The following is a 26,232-nucleotide window of genomic DNA, read 5'->3' as shown; positions in this document are numbered from 1 at the left end:
CGGATGTGTTGTGTTTTATATCGGTTACCTACTGGCCACCAGCAAGAAACAAAAATAAGGAACTCACTATGGAAACCAAAGAGCAACGATGGAGAAAAGAAGGTCGCCGAGAAGCAGCCTTATTGTTAATGCAAAAAACATCTGCCGAAAGTATCGACAATGAAGAGTTAGTGAGTTGGTCAGCCAATGGTGATGCAGGTGATTACAGTGGCTATTGGAATGAAAAAGCCGTATTTACCTTCTTCGATGCTGAAATTAGTGAAAGCTATTTAGATTGCCAAATCCAATCAGCAATGATGCTCCAATCTGCATCAATGGACGCAAAGCTGATTGAGCTAATGCTGAAGCAAGTAATCGAAGACTACCGACATGACCTTTCTACTCATGGAACAACTCAACTTGATAGAGCTGCCTATTACTTTGGCCTTCACCCTGATCAAAAGTTAAAACAAGCTGAGGAGAAAAATTATGAGTAAAACAATACGACTTTCATGGCTTAACTGTGTCAAGTGCGACAGCAACGAAATCGAAGTTACCACCGAACAAGGCAATGATGAATGGATCTACGATGGTGACAAATTAACCTGTTTAGACTGCGGCGCAACCGGAGAACTAGAAACCGACGGTGGTATCACTTGGTTCGAGGCAGATAAGGAGCCTAAAAATGTACAATTACACTGATTACCCCACAGTTGATGTCTCTTATCGTGTTAAATCAGACATTAGCGTGACACCGTCACTATTAAAATCTGATAAAAACGATGAGCAATCACCCGAACAATCAAAAGCAGTATCAACGTTAGATGAGCAGTCATCACCACAACTGATCAGCCATAAAGAAGTATTGGCCATGTTCCACATAAGCAGCAAAGCCACCATCTACAAGTGGCGGCAAAGCCGCGGCTTCCCAGATCCGGTTACTCTGATGCCGTTGCGGTGGCTACGGTCAGCTGTTGAAGAATGGAAAGAAAATATTGGGGGTCTTGGACGATAATATTAATGCGGCCAATTAACTGTGGCCGCATCAATATGATTATTTAGGTTATAGGTTTTCTAGAATTTTATTCTTCTCATAGTCAAGCAAACTAGGTAATGAATATAATTTTCTTTCTCTAATTTCACTTAATATTAAATCTTGATTTACCTTTGTAGATATATGCTTCTGCAACTTGTCTATTGCGGATTTTGGAACTCCAATTTCGGCCAAAATTGTTAAATTGTCTGGAATGAAATCATTTTCAATAAGACTTGCATAATATAAATAGTTTCCAGGTCTAATTCCCTTTTCTAGACAAACGAACTTTTGTATTTCATGAATAACAATTAGCCATTTAGGGATTTTATACTGAAACCAGTGCCTTAATATTTGAAAACTATCACGAATCGAGTCATCCAAAATATCTCTTTCATCTTTTTTATTTTTCTGTTCTAACTGATATGAAAAAATATTTTTAACTAGATGGTTAATACTTCGATTCCAACCATAGTCAAATGTTACCTTTACAATTCTTTTCTTTGTCATAGGGCGAAGTGATTCTTCTGGCCTGACAAAATAATCCCATGCAAGTCCAAGGCAATACTCTAGTTGGGCATATGTAGGTGTCGAGTCCCAACATATTAAATTATAATCTTTAACTAAGTCCCTTCTGAGTTTTTTTAATAGACTATCTTGCCCTTTTATATAAAGAGAATTTTTAGAAAAAAGTGTTCTTTCATCTGGCGGAAGTGATGAAATATATTCAAACTGTATTGAATTTTTATCTACAACATTATCATCATCAATGTTTATAAGAACTTCATCAGATATTGGATTCTGTTCAAAAAAAGGAATATCAATATAGATTTGATCTCTTGGTGGCACCTCATTAAAATTATAAATTTTACCAACATAGTGCTCCATCAACCTACCGGCTCTCCCTCTAATGTTGGAGTAATCGAAGAAATCTACATATACATCTTTTCCTTTCTTCTTATCAAAATAAATTACATTTTTTGCACTGGTATTAACACCTTCAATAATAGTTGCGGTACAAAATAGTTGCTTTATATCACCATTGTTAAAGTAATCAATTATTGTAGTCGTTATATGTTTCTGCAATGCACCATCATGAACTCCTATCCCATATTTTAAACAATCAATGAGACTCCAACTCTCTGAAACATATTTTTCAATCCATTCAATAATATGAAGGTTGTGACTAGCTTCCTTAACACCTTTGTTAATAAGATATCTATAATACTCTTTAGATAAATATCTGGCACGATATGGTGATGAACAATAAATAAGAGAGTGCTCATCTCTTTTCTTCCACAGAAGGTCAAAAAGAACTTCCTCTTTATATTTCTTTTTTTTACCCCTCTCACCAAACTTGTTCTTGTGTTCTTCGAATATATTATTCTCCTCACAAGCTACCAAACTATATTCAGTCTTATAGAATACTGCGTTATATTTACTTGCAAATCCTTCAGATATACCATCAATATTAGGACCTAATAAATAAAACTTTGGGTCGAATTTTCTTAATAAATAATTAAACGCATTATTCAGAGTATCTGATCTCTCATCATCACGCTTTGAGCTTAATTTGTAAAACTCGTCAATTATTAGAAAATCAACATTATCAAACATCGAATACTCATTTACTCGTTCAGCGGTAAATAAAAACACATTACCTTTATGAGTTTCTGGCTCTTGGGATGTTCTTAATATTAATTTATAAAACTCACTATATTTAACCAGCTTTCTTCTCGTTTCATCAAGTAGCGCCAATGTTGGTTGTATTATTACAATATTATTATATCTTTTTGATGCTACAATATCTTCAATGAGCAAGCTTTTCCCAAAACTAGTTGGTGCACTTACTATTAAATTTTTATCTGAAAGCAACATATCGGAAAGATATTTCTGCTCATCATGAAAAACCTTTCCGATAATATTTTTCGAGCAATTAGCTTTATTTCTTATTCTTGAACCTGTAGATGATAATGCTAACTTTTCTTTCTCTAAGTAAGGATAAAAACCTACAGATTCAACAATGTCAGCTAACATATCATCTAAACGAATATCAAATTTACGTCTATTATCTAATATATGTATTAGAGTTTCACTACCTCTTTTTTCATCCTCATCAATTAAAACAGAGCATTTACTATAAATATCAAATGTTTCATCAAATGAAAATTCTTCTGCTGATTTCAGCTTGTTAATTAAGTCACCCAAAATCAATCTCCAATAGCTTGAATTAACGATAATTTTTTATGTAGCCTCTTAACCAATTCCACTTTACATTTGACTGGAAACAAAATTAAAACAATATTTATTTTTGACTTCAGAGGGTGATCGTTTTTTTTATCAAAATAGTCACTTAATTCTCTTATTTGAACTTCATACTCTGTAATAAATTCATCTAACTCTTCATCATCATATTTATTGAATACCTCACTACTATATGTGCATAGCAAAGGAATGTTTATTTCTTTTAACTTATCTTTAAGCTTAGTTGTACTCGAAAGAGCCTTTTTCCACCCTTTAGCCTCACTATTCTCATCAAAATGCTTAACTTTTTTTGATATCAATGAAAACTCTGCATTAAGGTAGTCTAACTTTATATGCTCTTTTATATCTTTGACCAGTTCTGCAAGCCCTCTTTTTGGGTCTATGTATAATTTCGACTCACCTAACCACAATGATTCAGTATCAGGTTGAATATGAACTCCATCAAAACCATGCACAGTATGGCCTAAAGAATCTTTAAAATAGATTTTCGATAAAAGAGGAATAGTATTAAAATTATCTCTCAACAATAAATGTAAAATAAGTTCACCAAACTCGCCTCGGCGAAGGTATTTATCGGCAACATCATCATCAATATGTCCGTTATTTAAATAGATATCCTTAGCTTTCTGAAATTCTTCAATTTTATATATAGCATTAGCAGCTTCCACTAACTTATCTAATGTTTGCGTATTTTGCGTCGTTGTTCCTTCATGATGACCATAAGAAAATTCATGAATAACATTAACTATGCGTTGTACAAACTCTTTCCAACGATACTGACTGCTTCCATCATCGGTTAAATCAAATCCTACCAAGTAAGCTCGCAAGGTGCTCTCTGATATTTTTTCCTCGATAACGCAGCGTGATCCAAATGGTCCGTTTTCCATACTATTCCTAAGCAGGTATCATAAATCAACCCATAAATACTGTATAAAAACACAGTTACAAGTGACTGATTTTACTATAAAAGACTGAGTGAAGTATGCAATAAATCAACACGAATGCCTATAATTCTAGACTCCACAACTGCAGGTATACCATAAACATCTAAAAATCATGACTTTTATCACATTGAGCAGTTATAGAATTAAAAAACCTAAGTGAAGTATTTACTAGTGCCGATCAATACTTGGCTCTGCTGCACTAAAATCTTTTCTTCAAACAAAGGGCACTCTTGACCCATCAATATGACTGTTGACACACTAAAACAACATTATTATATTTGAATCCGTATGAAATTGTGAAGCTAGAGTGCTGATCGTTTGGTAAGCAATACGTGATGCGAAATGTGGATCGATGAAGTCACAACAATCTAGAAACGACTAATGTTAGTACCTGGATCTGTGTATAAGTGATTTCAAATACGCGGAGTACAGGTGCTTACTTGTTCAAAGGAGCTCTGACTTTGTCTTATAGAACTATATGCGTATTGTTTCTTTCGATATCTACAGCTCTGCTAATGTTAGGGATTTATCTCGGAATTCAAAATCCATCTAGCGCATTAGCAGCAGCCCTTGTGGTTTCAAGCTGCACAGTACTAACAAAAGTACTCGAGCAGTTGAAAGCCTAACTTCATGCATAGCTCCAGTTAGCCCTGGAGCTATAAAAATCTTTATAAATTGAAATTTTCAACCTATCACTATCTGCATTATCAAGTGCACTTAACAATATAGCTAACTACATACCGACCTCAGCAAACAGCCTCTCAGCATACAGCTCATACCCCGCCAACTGTTCATCCAGCCAATCATGCTTGTTGTACACGGCTAGCACTCCACCCAGATCGTGTCCCAGCATCTTCTCTACTACGTGTGGCATTACGCCGAGCTCTGAGGCGCCAGTAGACAACGAGCGTCTGAAATCATGGGTACGCCACTCTTCTAATGGCAAGCTAGCGCGTATTCGTCGTATATAACGGTTTGCGGCTGAAATGGTAATTGGGGTGTTGAGGTTTTGCCCTGGGAATAGCACGTCATCGTAGGTTGCCATGACGCGTTCTAGTATGGCTCGGGCTTTGGTGGGGATTGGGCGGCGGATAGGCTTATTGGTTTTACTCAGTTCTTTGGGAACAGTCCAAATGCCGGCTTTCATATCGAAGTGAGATCGTCTTGCTAGGCGAAGCTCAGAGAGGCGGTTGCCCCATAGCATGGTGAGTTGATGAAGGGTTTTGTTTGCAGTGCTGGCGCGGCTACGTTCGATGGCTAACCAAATTTGCCCTAGTTCAGACCAAGTGGGAACACGGCTTCCGTTCTCTGGCCTCATGCCAACGTTTTGCTTTTTGATTCGGTCAAGGTCGGTTCTATCAATGATGAATTTGCTTTTGCAGAAGTTAAGGCAGGCGCGCAGTGTGGTAAAAAGCGAGTTAGCGGTTTTGGGCTTTTCAGCGCCAATATCATCAAGCCATTGCATCCATTCTCTAGCAGGTATGGTTTCGACGTTTCTATCTGGGAAGGCATCAAGGTAGTAGTTTCTGGAAAAGGATCTGTAAAGTTCTTGCGTCCCCTTCTTTAAGGTGGGGACATAGTGTTTCAACCAGTAGTTTATGCAGCCATCTAAAGTGACGAAATCTTGTTCACCACCACCTCCAACCCCGTTGGCAATTTCGGGATTTCGGCCAGATTCTCTCAATTCCATCATGATTTTATGTTTCCGCCTTGCCTCTTTAAGGCTAGTTGCGGGATACTTGCCTATCTTTATTCTGAGGCTTTTTCCATTGAACCGACAACGATACTGAAAGGTAATTTTTGCGGTGGGAGATACGCGGGCTATCAACCCTTCCCCATCACTGATTTCTGATGGGCCATCGTAAGATTCTTGTTTTGAGATCAGTTTCAGTTGCCGGTCTAAAATGGTCATACTAAATCCTTGTAAAATCGATGATTTGGTCGCTTGGTTTTAGAACTAGTTTTGGACGCACAGCGCAAGTGTTTGGACACAGATTTGGACGTAAATGCAAATCCCAAACGTTATTGCGCCGGAATCAACTACTGTATAAGTGTACAGTATAGCATTTAAAAGCCATTGTAAGAACAAACACTTAATACCAATGCGATGGCTTCTGGAAACTACTATGAATGATACAAATCAGCCAACCCTGTTTTGGCTAGATTACGAAACCTTTGGTGCAAGCCCTGCGACTGATCGCCCCTGCCAGTTTGCGGGTGTTCGCACTGATATGGATCTCAATGTTATCGGTGAGCCGCTGGTCATCTACTGTAAGCCACCACTCGACTACCTACCGTCGCCGGAAGCGTGTCTGATCACGGGTATAACACCGCAAGAAGCTCACGAGAAAGGTTTACCTGAGCCTGAATTCATTGCGCGTATTCATGCAGAGCTTTCAAAGCCAAACACTTGTGTGATTGGTTACAACAACATTCGCTTCGACGATGAAGTGACACGATACACGCTATATCGCAATTTCTTTGACCCTTACGCATGGAGCTGGCAAAACGGCAACTCGCGTTGGGACCTGCTTGATATTATGCGTACATGTTACGCGCTTCGCCCTGACGGTGTGAACTGGCCAAACAACGAAGAAGGTTTACCAAGCTTTAAGCTAGAGCACCTATCGGTAGCCAATGGCATTGAGCACGCCAATGCCCACGATGCCATGGCAGATGTGTATGCCACTATCGAGCTGGCGAAAATTTTAAAGCAAAACCAGCCTAAACTGTTTAACTACCTGTTCGGTCTTCGTCACAAGCGGAAATTGCAAGAGCTCATCGACATTGCCGAGATGACGCCGCTGGTTCATGTATCAGGCATGTTCGGTGTTGATTGCGGCAATACCAGCTGGATTGTGCCGATGGCTTGGCACCCGGATAACAAAAACGCGGTGATCACTGTTAACCTTGCCATGGATCCTACCCCGCTTATCGAGCTAAGTGCAGAAGAAATCCAGCAGCGCCTGTATACCAAACGTGCGGATCTTGGCCCAGACGAATTGCCGATCCCGCTAAAGCTTGTACACCTGAATAAGTGCCCTGTGCTAGCACCGGCCAAAACCTTGAAGGCCGAAGATGCAGCCCGTATCGGCATCGATCGCGAACAGTGCTTGAAGCATTTGCAATTGCTCAAAGCTCACCCTGAAGTTCGCGAGAAGCTATTGCAGATCTACAGCCAAGAACGCGACTATGGTGAAAATACCAATGTGGACAGCATGCTTTATGATGGTTTCTTCTCAACCGCTGATCGCTCCACCATGGATATCATTCGTGAGACGCCTCCAGAAGCGCTCAATAGCCTTGAGATTAACGTTGATGACAAACGCATCAAGCCACTATTGTTCCGCTACCGTGCACGTCACTACCCTATGACGTTGGATTACCAAGAGCAGCAACAATGGAAACACCATTGCCAAGACTTCTTTGAAGAAAACCTGCCTGCCTACATGCAGAATCTAGAAGCCGTTGCCTTGGAGCACCAGTCAGATGAGAAGAAGATGAAAATTCTAAAATCTGTGTACGACTATGTAGAGTCACTGGTCTAAAAGTTCAGTCGGTATTCACAATTTTTTGGTAGCGAACTCTCGCTGCTAACCAGCAGAAAAACCTAATATATTATCAAGCCTCTTGTGTCAGTCACACCAAGAGGCTTTTTTATAAGACAAAATCCTCACTCCTGAAATTGCGCTTCGATACATCACCATCAACACTATATGGAGAGAAAGAGGTAAGGTATTACCCGTTTGTCATTCATGGATTCGAAGTTGAATTTAAAGTGGTTGATATGACAACAAAAACACTCACCCGTTGCTACCGATTCGATACTGTTGATTTTGAACCAGACTTACACCTATTGGTGTGGAAAGACGGTACCGAAACCCCGCTGACGGTTCATGAATCCCGTTTATTGGAAGCCATGTGCTTTTGTGCTGGTGAAGTGATCAGCGCAGAACCACTCTATGACAAAACCTTCTCGCAAATAGATCCGTACGAAGACAACAACAACCACTACGATCTCAATACACTGCTGAAATCACTTACTCAGAAGCTTGAACGCAATGGACAGGCTGCAATTCCCATTGAAGCAGTCGTACACTATGGTTTTAGAGTACCGTTGCCAGAGAAAACCTGCCGACTCGTCCATCAAACAAAAACCGTTCAACCCGTTAAGCCTTCACCGCCTGAAGAGGATGAGTTTGTTGAAAGCCCTACTGAACATATCGTGAAGCACAGTTTGCTGCATAAGATCTCGGTGTTCTTATTGGCGGCAGCGGGGTTAGCCATTGTGCTTGTCTCAAACTACTGAGCAAAACGCCCATTTTCTACAAATGTAATTTAATGATTTAACCGTGGCTTAGATCACATTTATTTTGTATGATAAATGAGTCAATTCCAGTTAACGAAGGGGCTCATGGCTTATCTACGTTCTTTCTTCATCATCTTTGTCTGCCTTATGATTGGCAAAGCTATCCAGCACTACACCCAAATTGCAATACCCGGCAGCATCATAGGTATGCTGGTTTTATTTGGTTTACTTTCAAGTGGCTTTATCCCTTCCCCTTGGGCAATGGCAGGCTGCCATTTACTTATCCGCCACATGGCATTGCTTTTTGTGCCCGTTGGTGTTGGCTTAATCAATTATCTCGATCTTCTCCAAGCCAATGCCATGATCATCCTGCTAAGTACTTTGGGTAGTAGCATCGTCGTTTTTATCGTCCTTGGGTTGGCACTGCAGTACAAGGAAACAGGAAAGGAAAAGGGAAAAGCATGATCTGGCTTATCACTACCTTAGTGGTTTTCTATACGGCACGTTATATCTCCAAGCACCTGCAGCACCCGATTGTTAACCCACTATTGATTTGCTTGGTGATTATTATTCCGCTGCTAATGTGGCTGAATGTGCCCTATGAAACCTATTTCGAACAAAACAAGTGGCTTGATGCACTGCTTGAGCCCGCTGTCGTTGCGCTTGCCTTTCCTCTCTATGAGCAACTTTCGCAAATTCGCCAAAAGTGGAAAGTCATTCTTTCCGCCTGCTTCGTAGGTAGCGTGCTGTCGATGTTCACCGGTGCAGGCATTGCTTTGCTGATGGGGGCAGATTTACAGCTCACCGCCAGTATTTTGCCAAAATCGGTCACCACCCCCATTGCAATGGCTGTGGCGGATCAAGTCGGCGGTGTACCTTCTATTGCGGCTGTTATGGTCATCATTGCAGGGCTGTTTGGCGCTGTGTTGGGCTACCCTATTTTCCGCTTAATGGGTACCAGGGCACCTATTGCAAAAGGACTCACCATGGGCACGGTATCGCACGCGTTAGGTACCGCAAAAGCAACAGAAGAAAATTACCAAGACGGTGCATTCAGTTCACTGGCCCTAGTGATTTGTGGCGTGATGACTTCTATATTGGCGCCACTGATCTTTCCTTTGATTGTCTACCTTTTCGCGTAATTGTGTAAGCAATCGAATACATATTTAACCTGTTGATTAATATAGGCTATATTTTTGTAAACTGTGTGAACCGACTCTCATTAATGCAACAACTGCAAACATCAACAATCATTTGTGACAATGATCACACTATAATTTTAGTTCTATGCCTACAATGTTTCTCCATACACAAGACGGAGTGATAACTCATGCACACTAAAGTAATGGATGCTTTAGGCTCTCTACCCGCTGATTTAGCTTCTGCTATTAAACCTGTTCTAGAAGCTGATACATTCGATGCAACAATTAGCCCTGAGACCTTTGCTCAGCTGCTGTCGCAAACACAAATGACAGACAGCGAACTACGCGTGGCATTACTTCCTCTAGCAGCTGCCTATTCCGTCGCTCCAATTTCTAACTTCTATGTCGGCGCAATTGTACGCGGCGAATCTGGCAAACTTTACTTTGGTGCTAACATGGAATTTGTTGGTGCCTGCCTGTCGCAAACAATTCATGCCGAACAATCTGCGATTAGCCATGCTTGGGTTAAAGGTGAAACTGGTATTTCCGATATCACCATTAACTACAGCCCATGTGGCCACTGCCGCCAGTTCATGAATGAGCTAACGACAGCACAAGAACTTGTTGTTCAACTGCCTGAGCGTGAAGCAAAGAGCCTACAAGAATACTTACCTGAGTCGTTTGGCCCGGCAGATCTCAATATTACAGATGCCCTGCTATCAACCGTAAACCACGGTATGACTACAGAAGCAGATGAAGCGTTAGTTGCGTTGGCATGCCAAGCAGCCAACCGTGCTCATGCACCCTACACCAAGAATTTCAGCGGCGTGGCACTTAAGGCCAAAGACGGCCAGACCTTTATTGGCATGTACGCAGAGAATGCGGCATTCAACCCGAGTCTTCCCCCGCTTCAAGTTGCTTTGGTGAACATGAACATGGCTGGCTACCCGTTAGCAGAAATTGCAGAAGCGGCATTAGTAGAAAAAGCTGATAGCACAATCAGCCACCTATCTGATACCCAAACAACACTTGAAGCACTAAACCCAGATGTACCGCTAACGTACGTTGCTGCTTAAATATATAGCTGCTTAAAGATATTGCAGCTTAAACAAGCAAGCGAATAGCTACTCTGTTCCCATTAAAGCCGCCAATTCTATTGGCGGTTTTTATTTATGTACATTTTATATAAAACAAGTTTATTCACCGTAAAAGCAGGTGTATGATTTTTCTAGGTTAACTACAAAATTTATAACATGTCACATCAACATAACCCGCTTCAAGGCGCGAGCTGGATGCTTATCGCCGGACTGGCCTTTGCCATTGTTAATAGCATGGCGCAATACGTCAGTATGATTTTGCATATCCCATCCACCACGGTGGCGCTGTTTCAGTACTTCATCGCATTGGTGGCCATTTTCCCTTGGTTGCATAAACTTGGGCTTCGCAATGCGTTAAAAACCGAACACTTCGGCATGCATTGTTTCCGGGTATTCCTTTCCGTCATCGGTATTCAACTATGGCTGTGGGCGCTGGCTTACCCTGTTCCAATTTGGCAAGGGATTGCATTGCTAATGACCTCTCCACTGTTTGCCACCATTGGATCTGGCCTATTCCTAAAAGAGAAAGTCGGTACCGCACGTTGGGTTGCCACCCTCAGCGGGTTCATCGGTGCAATGATCATTCTCGAGCCATGGGGTGACGATTTCAGTTGGGCATCGCTACTGCCTGTTGGCGCCGCTTTCTTCTGGGCATGCTATTCACTGATGGTGAAGAAGATGTCAGCCCATGATTCGCCAACAACCATCGTCGTGTACTTGCTGATCCTAATCACGCCATTCAATATTTTTCTCGCGATACCGAGCTTTACCATGCCATCAACAGGTGTGACATGGCTGCTGCTTATTGGCGCAGGCTTGCTCACGGCACTGGCGCAATGGGCCATTGCCAAAGCTTATGCTGTGGCAGATGCTTCCTTCGTACAGCCTTTCGACCATGCCAAGCTCCCTCTGAATGTCTTGGCGGGCTGGCTTGTATTCAGTTGGGTGCCACCTGGCCGTTTGTGGCTTGGCGCAGCCATCATCATTGCCTCTGTCGCATTCATCACTCAATGGGAAAACAGAAAGCGTCCCGTAACCCAATAACCCTCCCGACCGATTATCAAGTCCCCGCTTTTGCGGGGATTTTCTTATCTGCACGACAAAAGAATCCAATCTAGCGACTACACTTCATGGTCATCACCTTTTGTTACGCAACGGAGTCTCATTATGACAATGCGCACTTGGGTTTCTTCTTTCATTGGGGCGTTAGCCATTGCCCTGTCGCTACCAGCGGCCTCTGAAGATTTCATTACTATCGGTACTGGTGGCGTCACCGGCGTGTACTATCCAACCGGTGGGGCCATCTGCCGTTTGGTCAACAAAGACAGAAAAACGCACGGTGTCCGGTGTTCTGTTGAATCAACCGGTGGCTCTATTTACAACATCAATACCATCCGTGCTGGCGAGCTAGACTTGGGCATTGCCCAATCAGACTGGCAATATCATGCCTATAACGGTACCAGTAAATTTGAATCTAAAGGGCCGTTTAAGTCACTACGCTCTGTGTTCTCTATTCACCCTGAACCTTTCACTGTGGTTGCCAGAGCAGATTCAGGGATCAAAACTTTTTCCGATCTCAAGGGGAAACGAGTCAATATCGGTAACCCGGGATCTGGCCAACGTGGCACGATGGAAGTCTTAATGGGTGCAATGGGCTGGACAGAGAAAGACTTTGCGCAGGTTTCAGAGCTGAAAGCGTCAGAACAATCCAAAGCCTTATGCGACAATAAAATTGACGCGATGGTTTATACCGTTGGCCACCCAAGTGGTGCCATCAAAGAAGCGACAACCGCTTGTGATAGCGTCATTGTCGAAGTATCTGGTCCTGTCGTTGAACAGCTTATCAAAGAGAATGATTTCTACCGTGTTGCTACCGTACCAGGGGGAATGTACAAGGGGTCTGACAAAGATGTGCAAACCTTTGGCGTAGGGGCAACATTTGTCTCTTCAGCAGCGGTTGATAAAAACCTAATTTACCAAGTTGTAAAGGCCGTTTTCACCGACTTTGATACATTCAAAAAGCTTCACCCCGCGTTTGCCCATTTAGAAAAAGAAGAGATGATCAAAGATGGCCTCTCAGCCCCACTTCATGACGGTGCTAAGCAATATTACGTAGAAGCGGGATTAATCAAAGATTAACAGCTAAACACTGGCAGGACTTTGCTAAAAGAATAAGGCCCAAAAAGCAAAAGCCAACCCGCTATCCCAATTTGGGAAAGGGTTGGCTTTTCTAACTGAAGGAAATTAACGTTAGAAGCGTACGCGGAAACCTAACTGGCCTTCAAGCTCGAGGTCCACGTCTTCCACTACGTATAGCGTCGGCCCTACTTCGCCATAAAACTCAAAGCTATTGATTGGCACTTCAAAGCCAATACCGCCACGAACACCCAGTTTGTCATACTTCTTATCGACATATTGGGCGCCAACGAAGGTGTAGATATTATTCATACCAGGATCATTAGTCAGTGATCCTAGGTTAAAAGTCTTGTCAAAAGCCAAGCCAAAATCGTCAATACCGAGTGAGAAACGAAGGTCATGGTGCTTATATTGAATACCTGACATCGGGCTACCGAAAAACACACCCAAAGCTTGTGCCGCTTGCGCCTGCATTGGTAGTGCACACAACAAACCTAAACCTACTAACGCTTTTTTCATGGTTATACTACTGCTTTAATCAATCGAAACTGGCGTCAATTTAACGGGAAAGTTCCTTGATTTCGAGCGTTCAGCCCCAATCATGACAGAACTTTGACAAATTATGAACAGTGTTTGATAGCAGCATTCCACTGCCGCAAATGCGCAATATACCAGCGATATTTCTCATTTTGCTCAGCAAGCCAACAAGCACTATCTCATTGACTATCGTGCTGATAACCCAAGAATAAGCCACAAAAAGGGATGGACAGAAAACAAAAAGCAAACGTTTGCGCAAACAAAAAAATACTGTATGATCGCCCCAGTTTGACCACTTTCAGTAAGGAACTCCGATGTTAGGAACTGCAACCCGCTTAAACGCAACACGCGTACTGCTTCTTGGCTCTGGCGAACTGGGTAAAGAAGTCGCGATTGAATGTCAGCGCTTAGGCCTAGAAGTTATCGCTGTCGATCGATATGCCGACGCCCCAGCCATGCAAGTTGCCCATCGTAGCCATGTTATCGACATGCTTGATCGTGAAGCCCTAAAGCACGTCATTGAAGTTGAAAAGCCGCATTATGTTGTACCTGAAATCGAAGCAATTGCCACAGATACACTGGTAGAGCTGGAAGCAGAAGGTTTGAACGTTGTACCAACAGCGAATGCAACCAAACTAACAATGAACCGTGAAGGTATCCGCCGACTCGCCGCTGAAGAACTGTCTATCCCAACATCGCCTTACGAGTTCTCCGATCAGTTTGAAGCTTTCAAAGCTTCAGTTGAGCACATCGGTACCCCCTGTGTTGTAAAACCTATCATGAGCTCTTCAGGCAAAGGCCAGAGCGTGATTAAAACACCGGCTGATATCGAGTCGGCATGGCAATATGCTCAAGAAGGCGGCCGCGCAGGCGCTGGACGTGTCATTGTTGAAGGCTTTGTTGAATTCGATTACGAAATTACTTTGCTCACTGTGCGTGCAGCCGACGGCGTTCACTTCTGCGCCCCAATCGGTCATCGTCAGGAAGACGGCGATTACCGCGAATCATGGCAACCACAGCAAATGTCAGAAGCGGCGTTAAAAGCAGCACAAGACGTTGCTGAAAAAGTCGTTAATGCACTGGGTGGTTACGGCCTATTTGGTGTTGAATTGTTCGTTAAAGGCGATCAAGTGCTGTTTAGTGAAGTATCACCTCGCCCACATGACACTGGCATGGTGACCTTGATCTCACAAGAGCTGTCGGAATTTGCCCTGCATGTTCGTGCATTCCTTGGCTTGCCTATCCACTCGATTCACCAATACGGTCCATCGGCATCGGCGGTATTGCTTGCTGACGGTATTTCAACGGATATTCGCTTTGACAACCTAACCGAAGCGCTAGCACGTCCAAATACACAGGTTCGCCTTTTCGGTAAGCCAGAAATCAATGGTCGCCGCCGTCTTGGTGTTGCCCTTACTCGCCGCAACACGGTTGAAGAAGCGATTGAAGACGCGGTTGCAACAGCGGCTGACATCAAGGTTGAATGCTAATTATCACATAGCCAGCTGTGACAGCGTCACGCCATTCGCTCACCCTCTGAACTGGATAGCAATTTCGTGGGGTGGCTGTTTTGTGGAGTAGCTATTTCGAGGGTGGCATGAATACTAAAAAGGAGCTCGTATGAGCTCCTTTTTGTTTTATCGACAATCATTAAGCTTCAATCAGCCAGACTTCCTCAGCAAAGCGAGTGAGGCCGCGCTTGCGTCGCGGGTGCGTTTCATCCGCATCATCGCGATCGAGATGGGTAACTTTACATTGCGAGAACAAGGCTTCGACTTCTTGTTGTGTCACAGAGAATGGAGGGCCATCCATCTCATGTTGAGGGTAATCTAGCGTAACGAGCAAAATGCGGCCACCCGGCTTAACCAAGGACAATAGTTTATCGGCATATTGCTGACGCATATCTTGCGGCATGGCAATCAGTGCTGCACGATCATAAACCACGTCTACTGGGTCAATATTGGTGGCAAAGAAGTCACCGCAGTAAATGCTGATTTCATCGAACTCATACAGGGTTTGACTACCACCAAGCGATGTCACCATCGGCGTGTAAAAGTGCTCAGCAAAAAAAGCGCGGACGGCAATATCGCTAAGCTCAACACCCACCACTTTATTGTGTTTTTCAGCAAGCCAAGTTAAATCAACGGATTTACCGCACATCGGCACGAGAACAACATCCTCTCTCGAATGGCTTATTGCTGGCCAATGCTTCACTAAGATTGGGTTGGTATCGTCCAGGTGAAAGCCAATACGGTTTTCCGCCCAGCGGCTGTGCCAAAATTCTGCATCCATTTATTTTATCTCTTTGAGTGGCTGACTATGTTTCCAGAGAGTTATATCAGAGCCTACCCTGTCATACAAGTTAGCCCATCCAAGGCGCTCAAACGCTCTCTGCGCCGTCATTATCCACCCAACCACACATAGAGTAGATTTCAATCGCAACGCCTAAGAATTGCACACACGAAGCCTCAGATACAAAAAAAGATGCCGAAGCACCTTTTCTTGTCATTGACCCAGTTATTGAGCCAATGGTTGCCAACCTATTAAGGCTCACCACGCTTTCACGGGTAGGCACTCGTATCGGCTAGCATAAATTCTGTTTTTCAATTTTTCTTTATGAGAGTCATTGAATAAACGATATTGGGCTATTCGAATTATGAGATTCGGAACAACTTAATCGAGTCACGACGAACCGTTACACCACGGAAAGTCACTGGCTCTAGCAACGTCATTAGCTGCTTAGAAACAAAGAACTTACCGCCGTAGCTACGATCGCCACCACGATTTACCCAATCTGCAAATTCATCTGCCAAGTTGAACATAGAGTTTCCAACAAGCAGAACCAACACTTTAGCGACTTCACTGTCATTCTGTTTATTAAACTCCGCGTCACGAACTTTCTTACGGTATTCGTCGACAATTCTTTCTAGGCACTCAAATCTGCTCATATACACCACCACAAAAAAAGAGGTGCGGATACTACTGCTCAAAACCAATGAAATCAACCCATACAGGGCTGATTCTTGGCATATTTGTATGTTTTTTTCGTTCTCTTAACAAGATCAACGCATTTTGCCCAAAAAATCACGATTCAGGTCATGGTTTTGTGCATTAGTTATAAGTTACATTACAAATACACCTAAAGTTAAATTACACGGTTAATCACTCTGCTTTGTTTGATTAATGGGAACATCATGAAACAGTCAGAACAGCACGATTTTTTGATCGAAAGTTTAAACCTCGAGTTCAAAACCATCAAAGCCATGGTCGTCATCTATTGCCGAGACAAACATCAGTCAGCGTCACTCTGTGACGAATGTGAAGACTTTCTTGCCTACGCGCATACTCGTCTCGATCGCTGCCCATATGGAGGGAGCAAGCCAACGTGTAAATTATGCCCAATCCATTGCTATAAAGCCGACTATAAAGCTCGCTCAAAAGAAATCATGCGCTATGCCGGCCCGAAAATGTTATTTCGCCATCCCTATCTTGCTATCCGTCATCTTATGGCAGGAAAAAAAGAGGTAGAGCCAAAACCACCAGCCAATGCCTCCAACCGCCATATGCGAGTTGCCATCAATAAAATCAATTCGTGAAATTAGTGCCGGTTAGCCCGTAGTGAAAAAACAAGCTTAACTTATTCTTAAATCCGGTAATGACACTAGTTTCGGTAATAATCGACCACCTGAATTAAAGCCGGTTTATTACTGCCGGCCAAGGTCAACTCGAAGGTGTTGCCATCAACCATACCAACAGATGAACTGGTTTCGCCGGTGACGCTAACACCTTCAATCTTTTCGAATACCTTAGTGTCGCTGTAATGCATATTTACAGTGACTTGTGTTTCTTGATTTGCTGCCAATTCGAACTGGCATATGCCTGTTACGCAGTACACATCGACCATGCTGGCTTCAACGTTCATTTTCTCGACATTTTTAACGGGTGTTGTCGTTAAATCCAAGACGTCGTTACACCCTACCAGCGCAATCAAACACGCTCCCAAGCAACCAAGCTTTATTCTTTGTTTCACAACTTATTCCTTCATGCAATGAAGTCAACATTATATACCCAAGCAACTTCAAGATGCAGGTTCAGCGAAAATTTATAAGATTTTTGAAAGGGAATGCTTGGTATAAATTGAAACACCGTAGAAAAAATTAATTTCTCCAAAAGAACATCGCTTCTGTCGCACAAACAAATGTCCATGTTTTAAATGTGTCTACTTTCTCCTTTTGTGACACCGTCTCAAAGTTAGTTTTCCTACACTCATATCGCTAGGTTATCAGACAATAATATGGAAAAATCACATGAAATCATACAGTAACAAAAAACGTAACCCTTATGGGTTACGCCTGTTTTTTCATCTTTCTTGGTTATTATTGCTATCAATTTTATTTTCAGCACCCGTGTTTGCTCAAGAAACTCACCACGACACAAAGTGGCTGAAGCCTTATAAGATCACTGATCCTGACAAGATTGCAGAGCTTCTACCCTATTTCCCATCTCGGGCTTCCACCAACGGCAAAACGCTCACACCCGATATGTTCGAGCAACCAGAAGTCTGCCAAAGTTGTCATAGCGAGATATACCAGCAGTGGAAACGTTCTGTTATGGCAAAATCCTGGGACGACCCTATTTATCAAGCATTATTTAAACGTGCCAGCATTGCGACCAAGGGGGAGATCGATAATTTCTGTATTGCCTGTCATAGCCCTATCGGCATGACGAGCATGGACGCCACAGCCAAAATGATAGATACCAAAGAGCATCTGCCCGGTGTGAATTGCGAAGTGTGCCATAACATCACGGGCATTAGCGGGCACGATAACGGGGCTTATGTGCTCTCTCCCAATAAAGAAAAGCATGTTAAATTAGGCCCACGCAGTGACGCCGTCTCTCCCTACCATAAAACTGAATACTCTGATCTCCATACGCGTTCAGAATTTTGCTCCACCTGTCATAATGTTTCCCACCCGGTAAACAGCACCCCGATTGAACGAACTTACGATGAATGGCTTGAAAGTGCCTATAACGAACAAGGCATCCATTGCCAAGATTGTCATATGACCCCTGGGCCGGGCGTCAATGATAATCCTGGTCGCTCGGCGGTAATGGGCAAGGAAAGGGAACATATTTATTCGCATGAATTCACAGGCGGAAACTCCACACTTCATAATTACTTCAATGAACCTGAAAGTGCCGAGCTCGCACGCGCTATGCTGCGATCTGCCGCCACAATAGAGTTCATAGACTTGCCCCATGAAGTGACACCTGGCGAGCTCATCACCATAAAAGTGAAAGTGACCAATGTTGGTGCTGGCCACAAACTACCAACGGGTTTCCCTGAAGGGCGTGAAGTATGGGTTGATTTTATGGCTAACTCCGCTCAAGACGCCACGACGGTTTACCGTTCCGGCGCTGTAGTCGATGGCCATACTGAACCGAACACCCGTAACTTTAAGGTGACCTTGGGCGACTCAGACGGCAATGTTGTCGACTTGAATGTATGGGAAGTGGATAGAATTTTAGCGGATACCAGAATCCCGCCCAAGGGATACTCTGTTGTTGACTACACCTTCCTAGTACCTGTGGATGTCACCGGCACCCTATCACTCAGTGCAACCTTGAACTACTGGCCATTCTCACAAATGCTGGTTGACGAGCTACTGGGAGAAGGCAAGTTAACGGTCGATATTGTTGAAATGACAACAACTTCAGCAGAAGTCAATATCACGGAGCAAACCGCAACAACGGCGGAAGGAACCGTTACAGCCAGTGTGCCAAAGCACTAGCCTATTAATACCTACATAAAAATTAATATAAAAAAACGCCGGCATTTGCCGGCGTTGATCATTTCACAACTCGTAAAATTAGTGCTGAACAGTCAGCGACTCGTCAGACTGGTTTTCTTGTTGCTCAAGTTGTTCGCCTTTACGCACCAACTTCGCAATCACCTTGGATAATGCCAGTGTGACAAACACCATCACCAAGGCCAGGATAGCCAAGTTGAAGAAGTAGCTAGCATAAACGTTCTCGATGATCTCTGGCGTCAGTACTTGATCTTTTGGCAGGGCAATACGCGTAGAAATTACCGCAGCAAGAATACCACTCAAAGAAAGTGCGACCGAACGTAAGCCAATTGAGAAAGCCGATAGGTAGCGTGGTACCATTTCGAAAATAAAGCCCGCTCCCAAAGCACCCACAATCAACTCAGCCAATGACTGGAAGAAGTGAACCCAAAGAATCCAGTCAGCAGAAATCTTGCCACTTTCGCCAACAAAATTGGTTGAAAGGCCAAGCAAAGAAAACGCTATCGCACTAAACAAGAATGCCGCGGAGAACTTGGTTGGAATCGATGGTGAAATACCTTTCCTCTCAAGCCAGCCGTATACAAAGATGACAGGGCCACCCAAAACAAAGCACCACAATGGGTTAAATGCCGCATTAGACTCCGGACGAATTGGAATAAAGCCAAGCAAACTATCGCCCATCAGGTTAATGGCATAAATGTTCATCGAGGTAAGCATTTGGCCGTAGTAGAAATAGAACACAATCATAATGAAGATCATGATCAAAACAGCCATCATCTTGTATTGGAAAGCTTTGGTCGCACGAGTAATCTCAAAGACAAAGTAGCCAATAGCACCGAAACCTAACGCGTAAAGCAGGTATTTACCGGCATCCAAGTTTGAGAAGACCCAGAATACTAACCCTAGCATGAGTGCCGAACCAACAATAAAACCAGCCCAAATTTTCAAGCTTACAGGGCGGCGGTCGATGTCGTTACCCACAGCAACCAAGCGGTCACGGAACAAGACAAATAGCACCAAAGTGATCGACATTAGCCCTGAAGCAATATAGAAGTTACCGCTATAGGCAAGGAAGGCGATAAGGAATGGGAACAAGTATTTCGAAGAAAATGAACCTAAGTTATTGATTGAGTAGTTCACAGTCAAACCTTGCTGGAATGACTCGCGGTTAGTTTCAGAGTACGAGTTACCCAAAAGTACTGTTGGGCTCGTTGCCGACAGACCCCGGGCATAACCGATCAAAGCAATAGCAAAGATACTAAGGGGAACATTTAGGCTACTCGCCCCAATACCAAGGGTGAAAAAGCCAATTGTATAAACGGTATAGCCTATATAAACAGCACGAAAAGAACCGATATAACGGTCTGCCACAAACCCGCCCACAGCGGAAAAAACAGGCCCAACCGCACCAAATGCACCCATCATCATGATGGTATCGGCTTCACTATAATTAAGTTCTACAAGAAAAAATTTAGTCAGTAGTACGTATGTACCATAGAATGCAGCTCCCCACAGAAATTGCCTTAGAATTAACACTCTGGCAATAAATGGAAACCTAGTGTTTGCATCTTGCATATTCTACTCCTTCAATATTATGCACTGCAAAAACTAGCATTGGTCGAACTTTCATTCCGAGATCGAGCGCAATAAATCACACTGAAACCAGTTGATTAACGTGAATTATTGCTTTTATGTGAGATTGAGACAAAAAACATGGTTTCTAGCACGGCTTATTCCAATTAAATGTGATGAGCCCGCCGTTAAGTGATTGTGATATAAGTACAATCCAACTATTATCTAACCCCTTACGTCATACCCAATAGGAATTTATCAATGAAAGGCATCTTGTCTATTCAATCTCATGTCGTTTATGGTCATGCAGGTAACAGCTCTGCTGTATTTCCCCTGCAACGTATGGGGTATGAAGTGTGGCCAATTCATACCGTTCAATTTTCCAACCATACCCAATACCAGCAAGGCTGGACTGGACGCGCCTTCGAAGCCAAAGACATTACTGACCTTGTTGCAGGCATGGCCGCTATTGGCCAGCTTGAAAACTGTGAGGCAATCCTAAGCGGCTACCAGGGCAGCGCCGAGCAATGCCTAGCCATTAAAGACACCGTAGAGAAAGTGAAAGCGGCCAACCCCGCCGCGCTTTACGTTTGTGATCCTGTGATGGGCGCACCTGACAAAGGCTGTATTGTGGCACCAGGCATTGCCGAGCATTTAATTAACACCCTAATGCCAATGGCCGACATCATTGTGCCGAACCAATTCGAGCTAAGCCAATTTGCACAGATGGAAATTAACTCATTGGAAGATGCTGTAACGGCTTGTAAGGCAGCTTTGGAGAAAGGCCCGAAAATTGTGCTGGTTAAGCACCTCCACAGTATTTCTTCGGAAAAGTTCTCGATGATGTTAGCGACCCAAGAAGGCTGCTGGCTTGCACAACGCCCGCACCTTGAATTCGATAAGCAACCTGTAGGGGTGGGTGATTTAATTTCTGCCCTTTTCACAGGCCAGTTGCTGACAACAAACCAGCCAGAGCAGGCATTCGAGCACTGTAACGATGCTTGCTACGCAGTACTCAGAACAACGTCATCATTAGGCGAGTGGGAACTTCAAACGATTGCAGCACAAGACGAAATTGTTGCCCCTGCAACCAACTTCTCTATCACGGCCTTATAACTCACTCCTTTCTGGCGAATTGCGGCTGTATTGAACCAGCAATTCGCCAATCGGTATAGAACGGCCAAGCTAGACTATAACCAACGTCTTACTTGTTGCTTATATTCTGGGAAAGAGTGCGGAAATAGCTGCTCCAATGCCCGCTCTTCAGGCTTAATTTGAAAAGTCGTCATATAACGCACAAATAGAACGCATGGAATAAGCGTATAAATACTCGCTAACCAGCAACTCGCACCAATCAGCGTCAGCAAAAAACCAAGATACATAGGATTACGGGTATATCTATATATCCCCGACGTTACAAGCTCAGAAACAGTGTCAGGACTCATCGGATTAACGGTGGTTTGCGATCGCCTAAATGCCCAAACACCACTTATCGCAACCAAGCCACCCGCAACAATGAACAGCGTACCGAGCCAGCCACCAGCGCTCTGCAGCCACTCGCTTTGTGGCAAATACAAAGCCAAAGGCACCATTAACCCAACGGCGATTATCACTAACACCAGCGGTGGGACTTTAAGCTCTAACTGCTCCATATAGCATCCTTGTCGATAAAAATACGTATACTGATATTCATCAATAGATAAATGAGATCATCATGGACTCACTACCCATTCTCTATTCTCTCCAACGCTGCCCCTATGCAATGCGGGCTCGCTTAGGGCTAATATGTGCACAACAATCCACTCGGCTTCGTGAAGTCTCCCTAAAACGGGTGCCTGATGAAATGCGTGTTATATCCTCAAGCCCAACAGTGCCGTTGATGGTTTTACCCAGCGGCGAAATCATCAACGAAAGCCTTGATATCATGCTCTGGGCACTACAGCACAACGACCCTCATCACTTGCTAGATGAATCCTCTAAACACGTAACCCAACTTGAATTAGTGCACCGCCATGATGCTAAGTTCATCCCTTTTCTTGAACGCTATAAACAAGCTACGAGACGCAAAGACTTTAGTAAATACTACTTTCGCGACGAATGCGAAAAATTCCTGGTTGAAATAGAGCAAGTCTTATCGGGGCAAACATGTATTGTTAAGGACAAACCCTGCCTTATTGACTATGCCCTACTCCCCTTTATCCGCCAATTCTCTCGCGTAGAAAGGCAATGGTTTCTAAGTTCACCTTATCAGCAAACTCACCATTGGATAAACCGTCTTGTGCAAACGCCTATCTACGCCAAAGCCATGACGCCGTTTCCAGAATGGCAAAACACCCGAGAAGATCAAATATTAAGCCATGTATAAACGGGCTTATTAAAACTATATAGCTGCCAACTTTAGCCTACCCTTAATAAATAGAGTTAAGTATACTCCGACCAACTTCATTATGACGTGACCAACAATATTATGACGTGACCAACAATATTATGATTATTTTCCAAACCAGCCTCGGCAATATCGAAATTGAGCTAAACATGGACAAAGCACCTGTTAGCTCAAAAAACTTCTTGAAATACTGCCAAGACGGATTTTACGAAGGCACTATTTTTCACCGCGTCATAGACGGGTTCATGATCCAAGGGGGCGGCCATACCCAAGATCTGAATGAGAAGGCAACCCGTGCACCTATCGTCAATGAAGCGAACCGTGGCCTAAAGAACAGCTATGGCACCATTGCCATGGCACGAACTGACGCCCCTCACTCAGCTACCGCACAGTTTTTTATTAACATTGCCGATAATGATTTTCTTGATCATACCTCAACAACTAACCAAGGCTGGGGCTATGCGGTATTTGGTAAAGTCACAGCAGGCATGGATGTTGTTAATACCATTGCCAAAGCTCACACAACCACTCTATTCGGCCATGAAGATGTACCTGTCATTCCTATTGTCATTGAGAAAGTGATGATCAAATAATCCTATTACCAAGGTACTTCTTTACTATTCCATGTGAAGAAACGCCCGGAGTGCTCAGGCTTTAAGTTTTCAATGAGCGACACTAAGCCTGACGCACTTTCTTCAACGGAAATATCTGCATTCTCACCCCCCATATCAGTTCGAACCCAACCAGGATCAATAGGGCAAACAATAATCCCTTCTTGCCTATATTCGTTCGCTAAAACTTGCATAACTTTATTCAGAGCCGTTTTCGAGCTTCGGTAAGCATAGGACCCCACACTTTCCCCACTCAGTGATGCCATACAACTTGAAATAGAAATGACCCTCGGATTTGACGCCAACAACAAGTTAGGCTTCAATAATGTCGAAATTCGAAACGGTGCCAACGTATTCACCTCAAACACGCTCAGCCACGCTTGATAATCCATATTATCAACGCTTTGTTCATCGCCCCCAAAGATACCTGCGTTATTGACCAGCACATCAATCGTCTTCCCTTCAAGTGCAGAGCAAAAGGCCGCCACAGAGTGTTCATCTGTCACTTCTAACGGATAAATACACAACCGACTATTATCAAGAGCCAGTTGATTTAGCACAGTGGCATTTTCTGGATCACGGCAAGTCGCAATAATATGCCAACCTAGCTTAATAAACTCTTTAACCAAAGCTAAACCTATACCGCGGTTTGCACCCGTGACCACTACAGTACTCATATTCAATTCCTTTTCTTAAACCGAGGCTACCGCTGTTTCGTCTAGCCAGTAGGGTAAATTTTCGTTGAACCAATCGATATACTTCCCTTTCATTGGGTTGTTTCTCTCTACAAGCAGATTAACTACATCAATGACAATCCAGGCCTTCGCCATAACCAGCTGTCTCAGCAGCTCTCCAGCCGATTGGGCTGTACTGTGCTTTAGATACCTTTCAATAACAGACTCGTAATCTGCTCGGCAGCCCATCCCTTTAACCAAGGGCGCTAAGTCAATGGCGGGGCTGCCATAACCAAACCTTTCCCAATCAAACAAAACCAATTCGCCAGTGTTACGGCGTCCCCAATTACCATCATTGGTGTCACCGGAGATCAAAGTTGCGGGAGAAAATAAACAACGGCTTTGCGTTTGGATGTGTGTTAATACAGCTTGACTAGCACTAGGCAAGTTTAGAATTTGAAATGCACTATGTGTTTTAGCCAAAGACCACTCATGCGTTTTCAGATATGGTGGGCTTTCCAGGTTAAGAGAATGGATAATTGAGATTTGACGATAAACATCATCTGTTTGATTTAACTCATTGAGCGCAATGGGGTTGGGAATGAATTCAATATATAAATCAGTGCCATCAGCATGAATAAGGTCAGGAATATTAACGCCTGCCTGCCGAAGTAATGGGGCCGAATGTTGATAAAAACTCAGTTCGATAGGCGAAGCGCCAAGCTTACGAATACACTCAACGCCCTGGTACTCCGTTAAATACACACTCGCCGAGCCCATTTGTGACAGTTCTTCCTTAACCATTTAGACACTCTCTAGCTGCATAGGGTTTGGGATCATGTTACAGCTAATGGATATAACGAAGCCAGAGATCAATAATTATGATTTCCCTAAATATGGTGCGAGAAAGTGACTCACCTGCTCACGGCAAAGGCCAATTTCAACATTCACCTCAGCCTGTTTTAAGATTTCTATACCTCTTCCGCTATTGCGAGGGTCCGGATCAAGAATAGATACCACAACGCTTTTAATACCCGAGTTTGCCAATGTTTTAGCACATGCTGGTGTTCTCCCAACAAATGAACAGGGCTCAAGTGTGACATAGGCTGTCACACCATCTAGAGAGCCTGAGTACGCTTTAAGCGCTTGAACTTCAGCATGATCGCCCCCTATCGCCTGAGTAAACCCTTCAGCCACAATAGAACCATCTTTCACCAAGACACAACCGATGGGAGGATTAGGAAGACATAGAGGCAACGCTTGTTTTGATATTTCAAGCGCTCTCAACATAAACTGTTCACGCATTTATAATGCCCTTAGTAACCGAATAGCATGATGATTATGTGCAATAGTAGATTAAGTGCTACTCATGGGCTGCTTTACAACTAGCTCCATTGGAATATAGCGTATTCCATTGATGCTTTGCTCTTGATCGGTTGGCTGAAAACCGACCCTACTATAAAAACCGACTGCATAAATCGAAGCTTTAACTTGAATCACTTCTGCGTGACTCAACTGCTTCATTTCATCAACTAATTGTTTGGCAATACCTTGGCCGTGATATTGAGTCTTAACATATAGCTGTCCAAGGTAGTTAGCATCTCGCCAAGTGATCCGCACCAGCAGTTTTGGACACCGAGTTAAGTGAGTACAATCACTAACGAGGTGAATCATGACAAACAAGAAGAAACGTATTATCCATTCTCCTGAATTTAAAGCAGAAGCCCTTAAACTGGC

The 26,232-nt window shown here is 43.5% G+C and carries 29 protein-coding genes; 16 read left to right on the top strand and 13 right to left on the bottom strand.

Features of this window, described 5'->3' with window-relative positions; genetic code table 11:
- The first annotated feature begins 68 nt into the window (after positions 1-68).
- Genes C9I98_RS21480 through C9I98_RS21470 form a run of 3 tightly spaced genes read left to right on the top strand, consistent with a single transcriptional unit; the run spans position 69 to position 994 of the window.
- Positions 69-476 carry a hypothetical protein gene (locus tag C9I98_RS21480; protein ID WP_036816018.1) on the top strand — a complete coding sequence of 136 codons (408 nt, stop codon included), beginning with the start codon at positions 69-71 and terminating at the stop codon, positions 474-476.
- Positions 469-681 (top strand): hypothetical protein, encoded by a 213-nt coding sequence (locus C9I98_RS21475; RefSeq protein ID WP_036816020.1) that lies wholly within the window; start codon positions 469-471, stop codon positions 679-681. Before C9I98_RS21480 ends, C9I98_RS21475 begins: the two co-directional genes overlap by 8 nt.
- A complete protein-coding gene (locus C9I98_RS21470) occupies positions 665-994 on the top strand; it encodes a helix-turn-helix transcriptional regulator (RefSeq protein ID WP_051901771.1) in 330 nt (109 codons plus the stop codon). Before C9I98_RS21475 ends, C9I98_RS21470 begins: the two co-directional genes overlap by 17 nt.
- Positions 995-1,042: 48 nt before the next feature.
- Here the strand turns inward: C9I98_RS21470 and C9I98_RS21465 are convergent, their stop codons facing one another.
- From C9I98_RS21465 to C9I98_RS21455, 3 genes are all read right to left on the bottom strand, one after another.
- Entirely contained in the window at positions 1,043-3,220 is a 2,178-nt protein-coding gene (locus C9I98_RS21465) for a DEAD/DEAH box helicase (RefSeq protein WP_107272471.1), read from the bottom strand.
- Positions 3,221-3,222: 2 nt separating this feature from the next.
- Complete coding sequence (locus tag C9I98_RS21460) at positions 3,223-4,164, bottom strand: HamA C-terminal domain-containing protein (RefSeq protein ID WP_107272470.1); 942 nt, start codon at positions 4,162-4,164, stop codon at positions 3,223-3,225.
- 790 nt (positions 4,165-4,954) lie between these two features.
- Entirely contained in the window at positions 4,955-6,133 is a 1,179-nt protein-coding gene (locus tag C9I98_RS21455; RefSeq protein WP_036826942.1) for a tyrosine-type recombinase/integrase, read from the bottom strand.
- A 214-nt stretch (positions 6,134-6,347) separates the two neighbouring features.
- Between C9I98_RS21455 and sbcB the strand changes: the two genes are divergently transcribed.
- The 7 genes from sbcB (at position 6,348) to C9I98_RS21420 (ending at position 12,908) form a co-directional block, all read left to right on the top strand.
- On the top strand, positions 6,348-7,769 hold the full coding sequence (gene sbcB, locus C9I98_RS21450; RefSeq protein WP_107272469.1) for an exodeoxyribonuclease I: 1,422 nt from the start codon (positions 6,348-6,350) through the stop codon (positions 7,767-7,769).
- Between the two features lie 239 nt (positions 7,770-8,008).
- On the top strand, positions 8,009-8,530 hold the full coding sequence (locus C9I98_RS21445; RefSeq protein WP_036821421.1) for a winged helix-turn-helix domain-containing protein: 522 nt from the start codon (positions 8,009-8,011) through the stop codon (positions 8,528-8,530).
- Between the two features lie 105 nt (positions 8,531-8,635).
- Positions 8,636-8,995 carry a CidA/LrgA family protein gene (locus C9I98_RS21440; RefSeq protein ID WP_036821419.1) on the top strand — a complete coding sequence of 120 codons (360 nt, stop codon included), beginning with the start codon at positions 8,636-8,638 and terminating at the stop codon, positions 8,993-8,995.
- Positions 8,992-9,672, top strand: a complete 681-nt coding sequence (locus tag C9I98_RS21435; protein ID WP_036821417.1) for a CidB/LrgB family autolysis modulator — start codon at positions 8,992-8,994, stop codon at positions 9,670-9,672. The genes C9I98_RS21440 and C9I98_RS21435 overlap by 4 nt, the downstream gene beginning before the upstream one ends.
- Positions 9,673-9,860: 188 nt before the next feature.
- Entirely contained in the window at positions 9,861-10,748 is an 888-nt protein-coding gene (gene cdd, locus C9I98_RS21430) for a cytidine deaminase (RefSeq protein ID WP_036821415.1), read from the top strand.
- A 177-nt stretch (positions 10,749-10,925) separates the two neighbouring features.
- Complete coding sequence (locus C9I98_RS21425) at positions 10,926-11,813, top strand: DMT family transporter (RefSeq protein WP_036824259.1); 888 nt, start codon at positions 10,926-10,928, stop codon at positions 11,811-11,813.
- Between the two features lie 129 nt (positions 11,814-11,942).
- Entirely contained in the window at positions 11,943-12,908 is a 966-nt protein-coding gene (locus C9I98_RS21420) for a TAXI family TRAP transporter solute-binding subunit (protein ID WP_245907222.1), read from the top strand.
- Between the two features lie 111 nt (positions 12,909-13,019).
- Here C9I98_RS21420 and C9I98_RS21415 read toward each other — a convergent pair whose 3' ends face one another.
- Positions 13,020-13,424, bottom strand: a complete 405-nt coding sequence (locus C9I98_RS21415) for a hypothetical protein (RefSeq protein ID WP_107272468.1) — start codon at positions 13,422-13,424, stop codon at positions 13,020-13,022.
- Between the two features lie 332 nt (positions 13,425-13,756).
- Here C9I98_RS21415 and purT point away from each other — a divergent pair, with 332 nt between their 5' ends.
- Positions 13,757-14,932 carry a formate-dependent phosphoribosylglycinamide formyltransferase gene (purT, locus tag C9I98_RS21410; protein WP_107272467.1) on the top strand — a complete coding sequence of 392 codons (1,176 nt, stop codon included), beginning with the start codon at positions 13,757-13,759 and terminating at the stop codon, positions 14,930-14,932.
- Between the two features lie 160 nt (positions 14,933-15,092).
- Here purT and C9I98_RS21405 read toward each other — a convergent pair whose 3' ends face one another.
- Together C9I98_RS21405 and C9I98_RS21400 are read right to left on the bottom strand one after the other, a co-directional pair.
- Complete coding sequence (locus C9I98_RS21405; RefSeq protein ID WP_107272466.1) at positions 15,093-15,734, bottom strand: thiopurine S-methyltransferase; 642 nt, start codon at positions 15,732-15,734, stop codon at positions 15,093-15,095.
- 362 nt (positions 15,735-16,096) lie between these two features.
- Positions 16,097-16,390: a hypothetical protein gene (locus C9I98_RS21400; RefSeq protein WP_036826689.1), complete on the bottom strand. Its 294-nt coding sequence runs from the start codon at positions 16,388-16,390 to the stop codon at positions 16,097-16,099.
- Positions 16,391-16,636: 246 nt separating this feature from the next.
- Between C9I98_RS21400 and C9I98_RS21395 the strand changes: the two genes are divergently transcribed.
- Positions 16,637-17,038, top strand: a complete 402-nt coding sequence (locus tag C9I98_RS21395; protein WP_036826686.1) for a nitrous oxide-stimulated promoter family protein — start codon at positions 16,637-16,639, stop codon at positions 17,036-17,038.
- Positions 17,039-17,103: 65 nt separating this feature from the next.
- On the opposite strand, the gene C9I98_RS21390 is transcribed toward C9I98_RS21395, so the two are convergent.
- Positions 17,104-17,472: a hypothetical protein gene (locus C9I98_RS21390; RefSeq protein ID WP_036826683.1), complete on the bottom strand. Its 369-nt coding sequence runs from the start codon at positions 17,470-17,472 to the stop codon at positions 17,104-17,106.
- Between the two features lie 277 nt (positions 17,473-17,749).
- Between C9I98_RS21390 and C9I98_RS21385 the strand changes: the two genes are divergently transcribed.
- Positions 17,750-19,234 (top strand): multiheme c-type cytochrome, encoded by a 1,485-nt coding sequence (locus C9I98_RS21385; protein WP_107272465.1) that lies wholly within the window; start codon positions 17,750-17,752, stop codon positions 19,232-19,234.
- 78 nt (positions 19,235-19,312) lie between these two features.
- On the opposite strand, the gene C9I98_RS21380 is transcribed toward C9I98_RS21385, so the two are convergent.
- The gene (locus C9I98_RS21380; protein ID WP_107272464.1) at positions 19,313-20,827 is read right to left on the bottom strand and encodes a peptide MFS transporter; all 1,515 of its coding nucleotides are present in this window, start codon (positions 20,825-20,827) and stop codon (positions 19,313-19,315) included.
- Positions 20,828-21,085: 258 nt separating this feature from the next.
- Here C9I98_RS21380 and pdxY point away from each other — a divergent pair, with 258 nt between their 5' ends.
- Positions 21,086-21,940, top strand: coding sequence for a pyridoxal kinase PdxY (gene pdxY / locus C9I98_RS21375; protein ID WP_036825188.1), 855 nt, complete (start codon positions 21,086-21,088; stop codon positions 21,938-21,940).
- Between the two features lie 74 nt (positions 21,941-22,014).
- On the opposite strand, the gene C9I98_RS21370 is transcribed toward pdxY, so the two are convergent.
- Complete coding sequence (locus tag C9I98_RS21370) at positions 22,015-22,476, bottom strand: methyltransferase family protein (protein WP_036825187.1); 462 nt, start codon at positions 22,474-22,476, stop codon at positions 22,015-22,017.
- A 62-nt stretch (positions 22,477-22,538) separates the two neighbouring features.
- On the opposite strand from C9I98_RS21370, the gene C9I98_RS21365 reads away from it, so the two are divergent.
- Positions 22,539-23,189 (top strand): glutathione S-transferase N-terminal domain-containing protein, encoded by a 651-nt coding sequence (locus tag C9I98_RS21365; RefSeq protein WP_036825185.1) that lies wholly within the window; start codon positions 22,539-22,541, stop codon positions 23,187-23,189.
- Positions 23,190-23,311: 122 nt separating this feature from the next.
- Positions 23,312-23,803: a peptidylprolyl isomerase gene (locus C9I98_RS21360; RefSeq protein ID WP_036825184.1), complete on the top strand. Its 492-nt coding sequence runs from the start codon at positions 23,312-23,314 to the stop codon at positions 23,801-23,803.
- A 5-nt stretch (positions 23,804-23,808) separates the two neighbouring features.
- Here C9I98_RS21360 and C9I98_RS21355 read toward each other — a convergent pair whose 3' ends face one another.
- The 4 genes from C9I98_RS21355 to C9I98_RS21340 all read right to left on the bottom strand — a co-directional run bounded on the left by C9I98_RS21355 (position 23,809) and on the right by C9I98_RS21340 (position 26,169).
- Positions 23,809-24,498, bottom strand: coding sequence for an SDR family oxidoreductase (locus C9I98_RS21355; RefSeq protein WP_036825183.1), 690 nt, complete (start codon positions 24,496-24,498; stop codon positions 23,809-23,811).
- 15 nt (positions 24,499-24,513) lie between these two features.
- On the bottom strand, positions 24,514-25,299 hold the full coding sequence (locus tag C9I98_RS21350; protein WP_036825181.1) for a phosphotransferase family protein: 786 nt from the start codon (positions 25,297-25,299) through the stop codon (positions 24,514-24,516).
- Between the two features lie 75 nt (positions 25,300-25,374).
- Complete coding sequence (locus C9I98_RS21345; protein WP_036825180.1) at positions 25,375-25,800, bottom strand: bifunctional diaminohydroxyphosphoribosylaminopyrimidine deaminase/5-amino-6-(5-phosphoribosylamino)uracil reductase RibD; 426 nt, start codon at positions 25,798-25,800, stop codon at positions 25,375-25,377.
- A gap of 51 nt (positions 25,801-25,851) precedes the next feature.
- Positions 25,852-26,169: a GNAT family N-acetyltransferase gene (locus C9I98_RS21340; protein ID WP_170111233.1), complete on the bottom strand. Its 318-nt coding sequence runs from the start codon at positions 26,167-26,169 to the stop codon at positions 25,852-25,854.
- Between the last annotated feature and the right edge of the window lie 63 nt (positions 26,170-26,232).

Origin of the sequence: Photobacterium sanctipauli, assembly GCF_003026495.1 — a bacterium.
GTDB lineage: Bacteria > Pseudomonadota > Gammaproteobacteria > Enterobacterales > Vibrionaceae > Photobacterium > Photobacterium sanctipauli.
This window is presented reverse-complemented; position numbering and strand designations above follow the sequence as displayed.

Coding starts and splice junctions, on each gene's coding strand:
- C9I98_RS21425 (WP_036824259.1), top strand. CDS start 10,926: ATGTCACATCAACATAACCCGCTTCAAGGCGCGAGCTGGATGCTTATC.
- C9I98_RS21355 (WP_036825183.1), bottom strand. CDS start 24,498: ATGAGTACTGTAGTGGTCACGGGTGCAAACCGCGGTATAGGTTTAGCT.
- C9I98_RS21360 (WP_036825184.1), top strand. CDS start 23,312: ATGATTATTTTCCAAACCAGCCTCGGCAATATCGAAATTGAGCTAAAC.
- C9I98_RS21415 (WP_107272468.1), bottom strand. CDS start 13,424: ATGAAAAAAGCGTTAGTAGGTTTAGGTTTGTTGTGTGCACTACCAATG.
- cdd (WP_036821415.1), top strand. CDS start 9,861: ATGCACACTAAAGTAATGGATGCTTTAGGCTCTCTACCCGCTGATTTA.
- C9I98_RS21435 (WP_036821417.1), top strand. CDS start 8,992: ATGATCTGGCTTATCACTACCTTAGTGGTTTTCTATACGGCACGTTAT.
- C9I98_RS21440 (WP_036821419.1), top strand. CDS start 8,636: ATGGCTTATCTACGTTCTTTCTTCATCATCTTTGTCTGCCTTATGATT.
- purT (WP_107272467.1), top strand. CDS start 13,757: ATGTTAGGAACTGCAACCCGCTTAAACGCAACACGCGTACTGCTTCTT.
- C9I98_RS21420 (WP_245907222.1), top strand. CDS start 11,943: ATGCGCACTTGGGTTTCTTCTTTCATTGGGGCGTTAGCCATTGCCCTG.
- C9I98_RS21470 (WP_051901771.1), top strand. CDS start 665: ATGTACAATTACACTGATTACCCCACAGTTGATGTCTCTTATCGTGTT.
- C9I98_RS21350 (WP_036825181.1), bottom strand. CDS start 25,299: ATGGTTAAGGAAGAACTGTCACAAATGGGCTCGGCGAGTGTGTATTTA.
- C9I98_RS21380 (WP_107272464.1), bottom strand. CDS start 20,827: ATGCAAGATGCAAACACTAGGTTTCCATTTATTGCCAGAGTGTTAATT.
- C9I98_RS21395 (WP_036826686.1), top strand. CDS start 16,637: ATGAAACAGTCAGAACAGCACGATTTTTTGATCGAAAGTTTAAACCTC.
- sbcB (WP_107272469.1), top strand. CDS start 6,348: ATGAATGATACAAATCAGCCAACCCTGTTTTGGCTAGATTACGAAACC.
- C9I98_RS21400 (WP_036826689.1), bottom strand. CDS start 16,390: ATGAGCAGATTTGAGTGCCTAGAAAGAATTGTCGACGAATACCGTAAG.
- C9I98_RS21445 (WP_036821421.1), top strand. CDS start 8,009: ATGACAACAAAAACACTCACCCGTTGCTACCGATTCGATACTGTTGAT.
- C9I98_RS21455 (WP_036826942.1), bottom strand. CDS start 6,133: ATGACCATTTTAGACCGGCAACTGAAACTGATCTCAAAACAAGAATCT.
- C9I98_RS21340 (WP_170111233.1), bottom strand. CDS start 26,169: ATGATTCACCTCGTTAGTGATTGTACTCACTTAACTCGGTGTCCAAAA.
- pdxY (WP_036825188.1), top strand. CDS start 21,086: ATGAAAGGCATCTTGTCTATTCAATCTCATGTCGTTTATGGTCATGCA.
- C9I98_RS21385 (WP_107272465.1), top strand. CDS start 17,750: ATGAAATCATACAGTAACAAAAAACGTAACCCTTATGGGTTACGCCTG.
- C9I98_RS21480 (WP_036816018.1), top strand. CDS start 69: ATGGAAACCAAAGAGCAACGATGGAGAAAAGAAGGTCGCCGAGAAGCA.
- C9I98_RS21460 (WP_107272470.1), bottom strand. CDS start 4,164: ATGGAAAACGGACCATTTGGATCACGCTGCGTTATCGAGGAAAAAATA.
- C9I98_RS21370 (WP_036825187.1), bottom strand. CDS start 22,476: ATGGAGCAGTTAGAGCTTAAAGTCCCACCGCTGGTGTTAGTGATAATC.
- C9I98_RS21345 (WP_036825180.1), bottom strand. CDS start 25,800: ATGCGTGAACAGTTTATGTTGAGAGCGCTTGAAATATCAAAACAAGCG.
- C9I98_RS21405 (WP_107272466.1), bottom strand. CDS start 15,734: ATGGATGCAGAATTTTGGCACAGCCGCTGGGCGGAAAACCGTATTGGC.
- C9I98_RS21475 (WP_036816020.1), top strand. CDS start 469: ATGAGTAAAACAATACGACTTTCATGGCTTAACTGTGTCAAGTGCGAC.
- C9I98_RS21365 (WP_036825185.1), top strand. CDS start 22,539: ATGGACTCACTACCCATTCTCTATTCTCTCCAACGCTGCCCCTATGCA.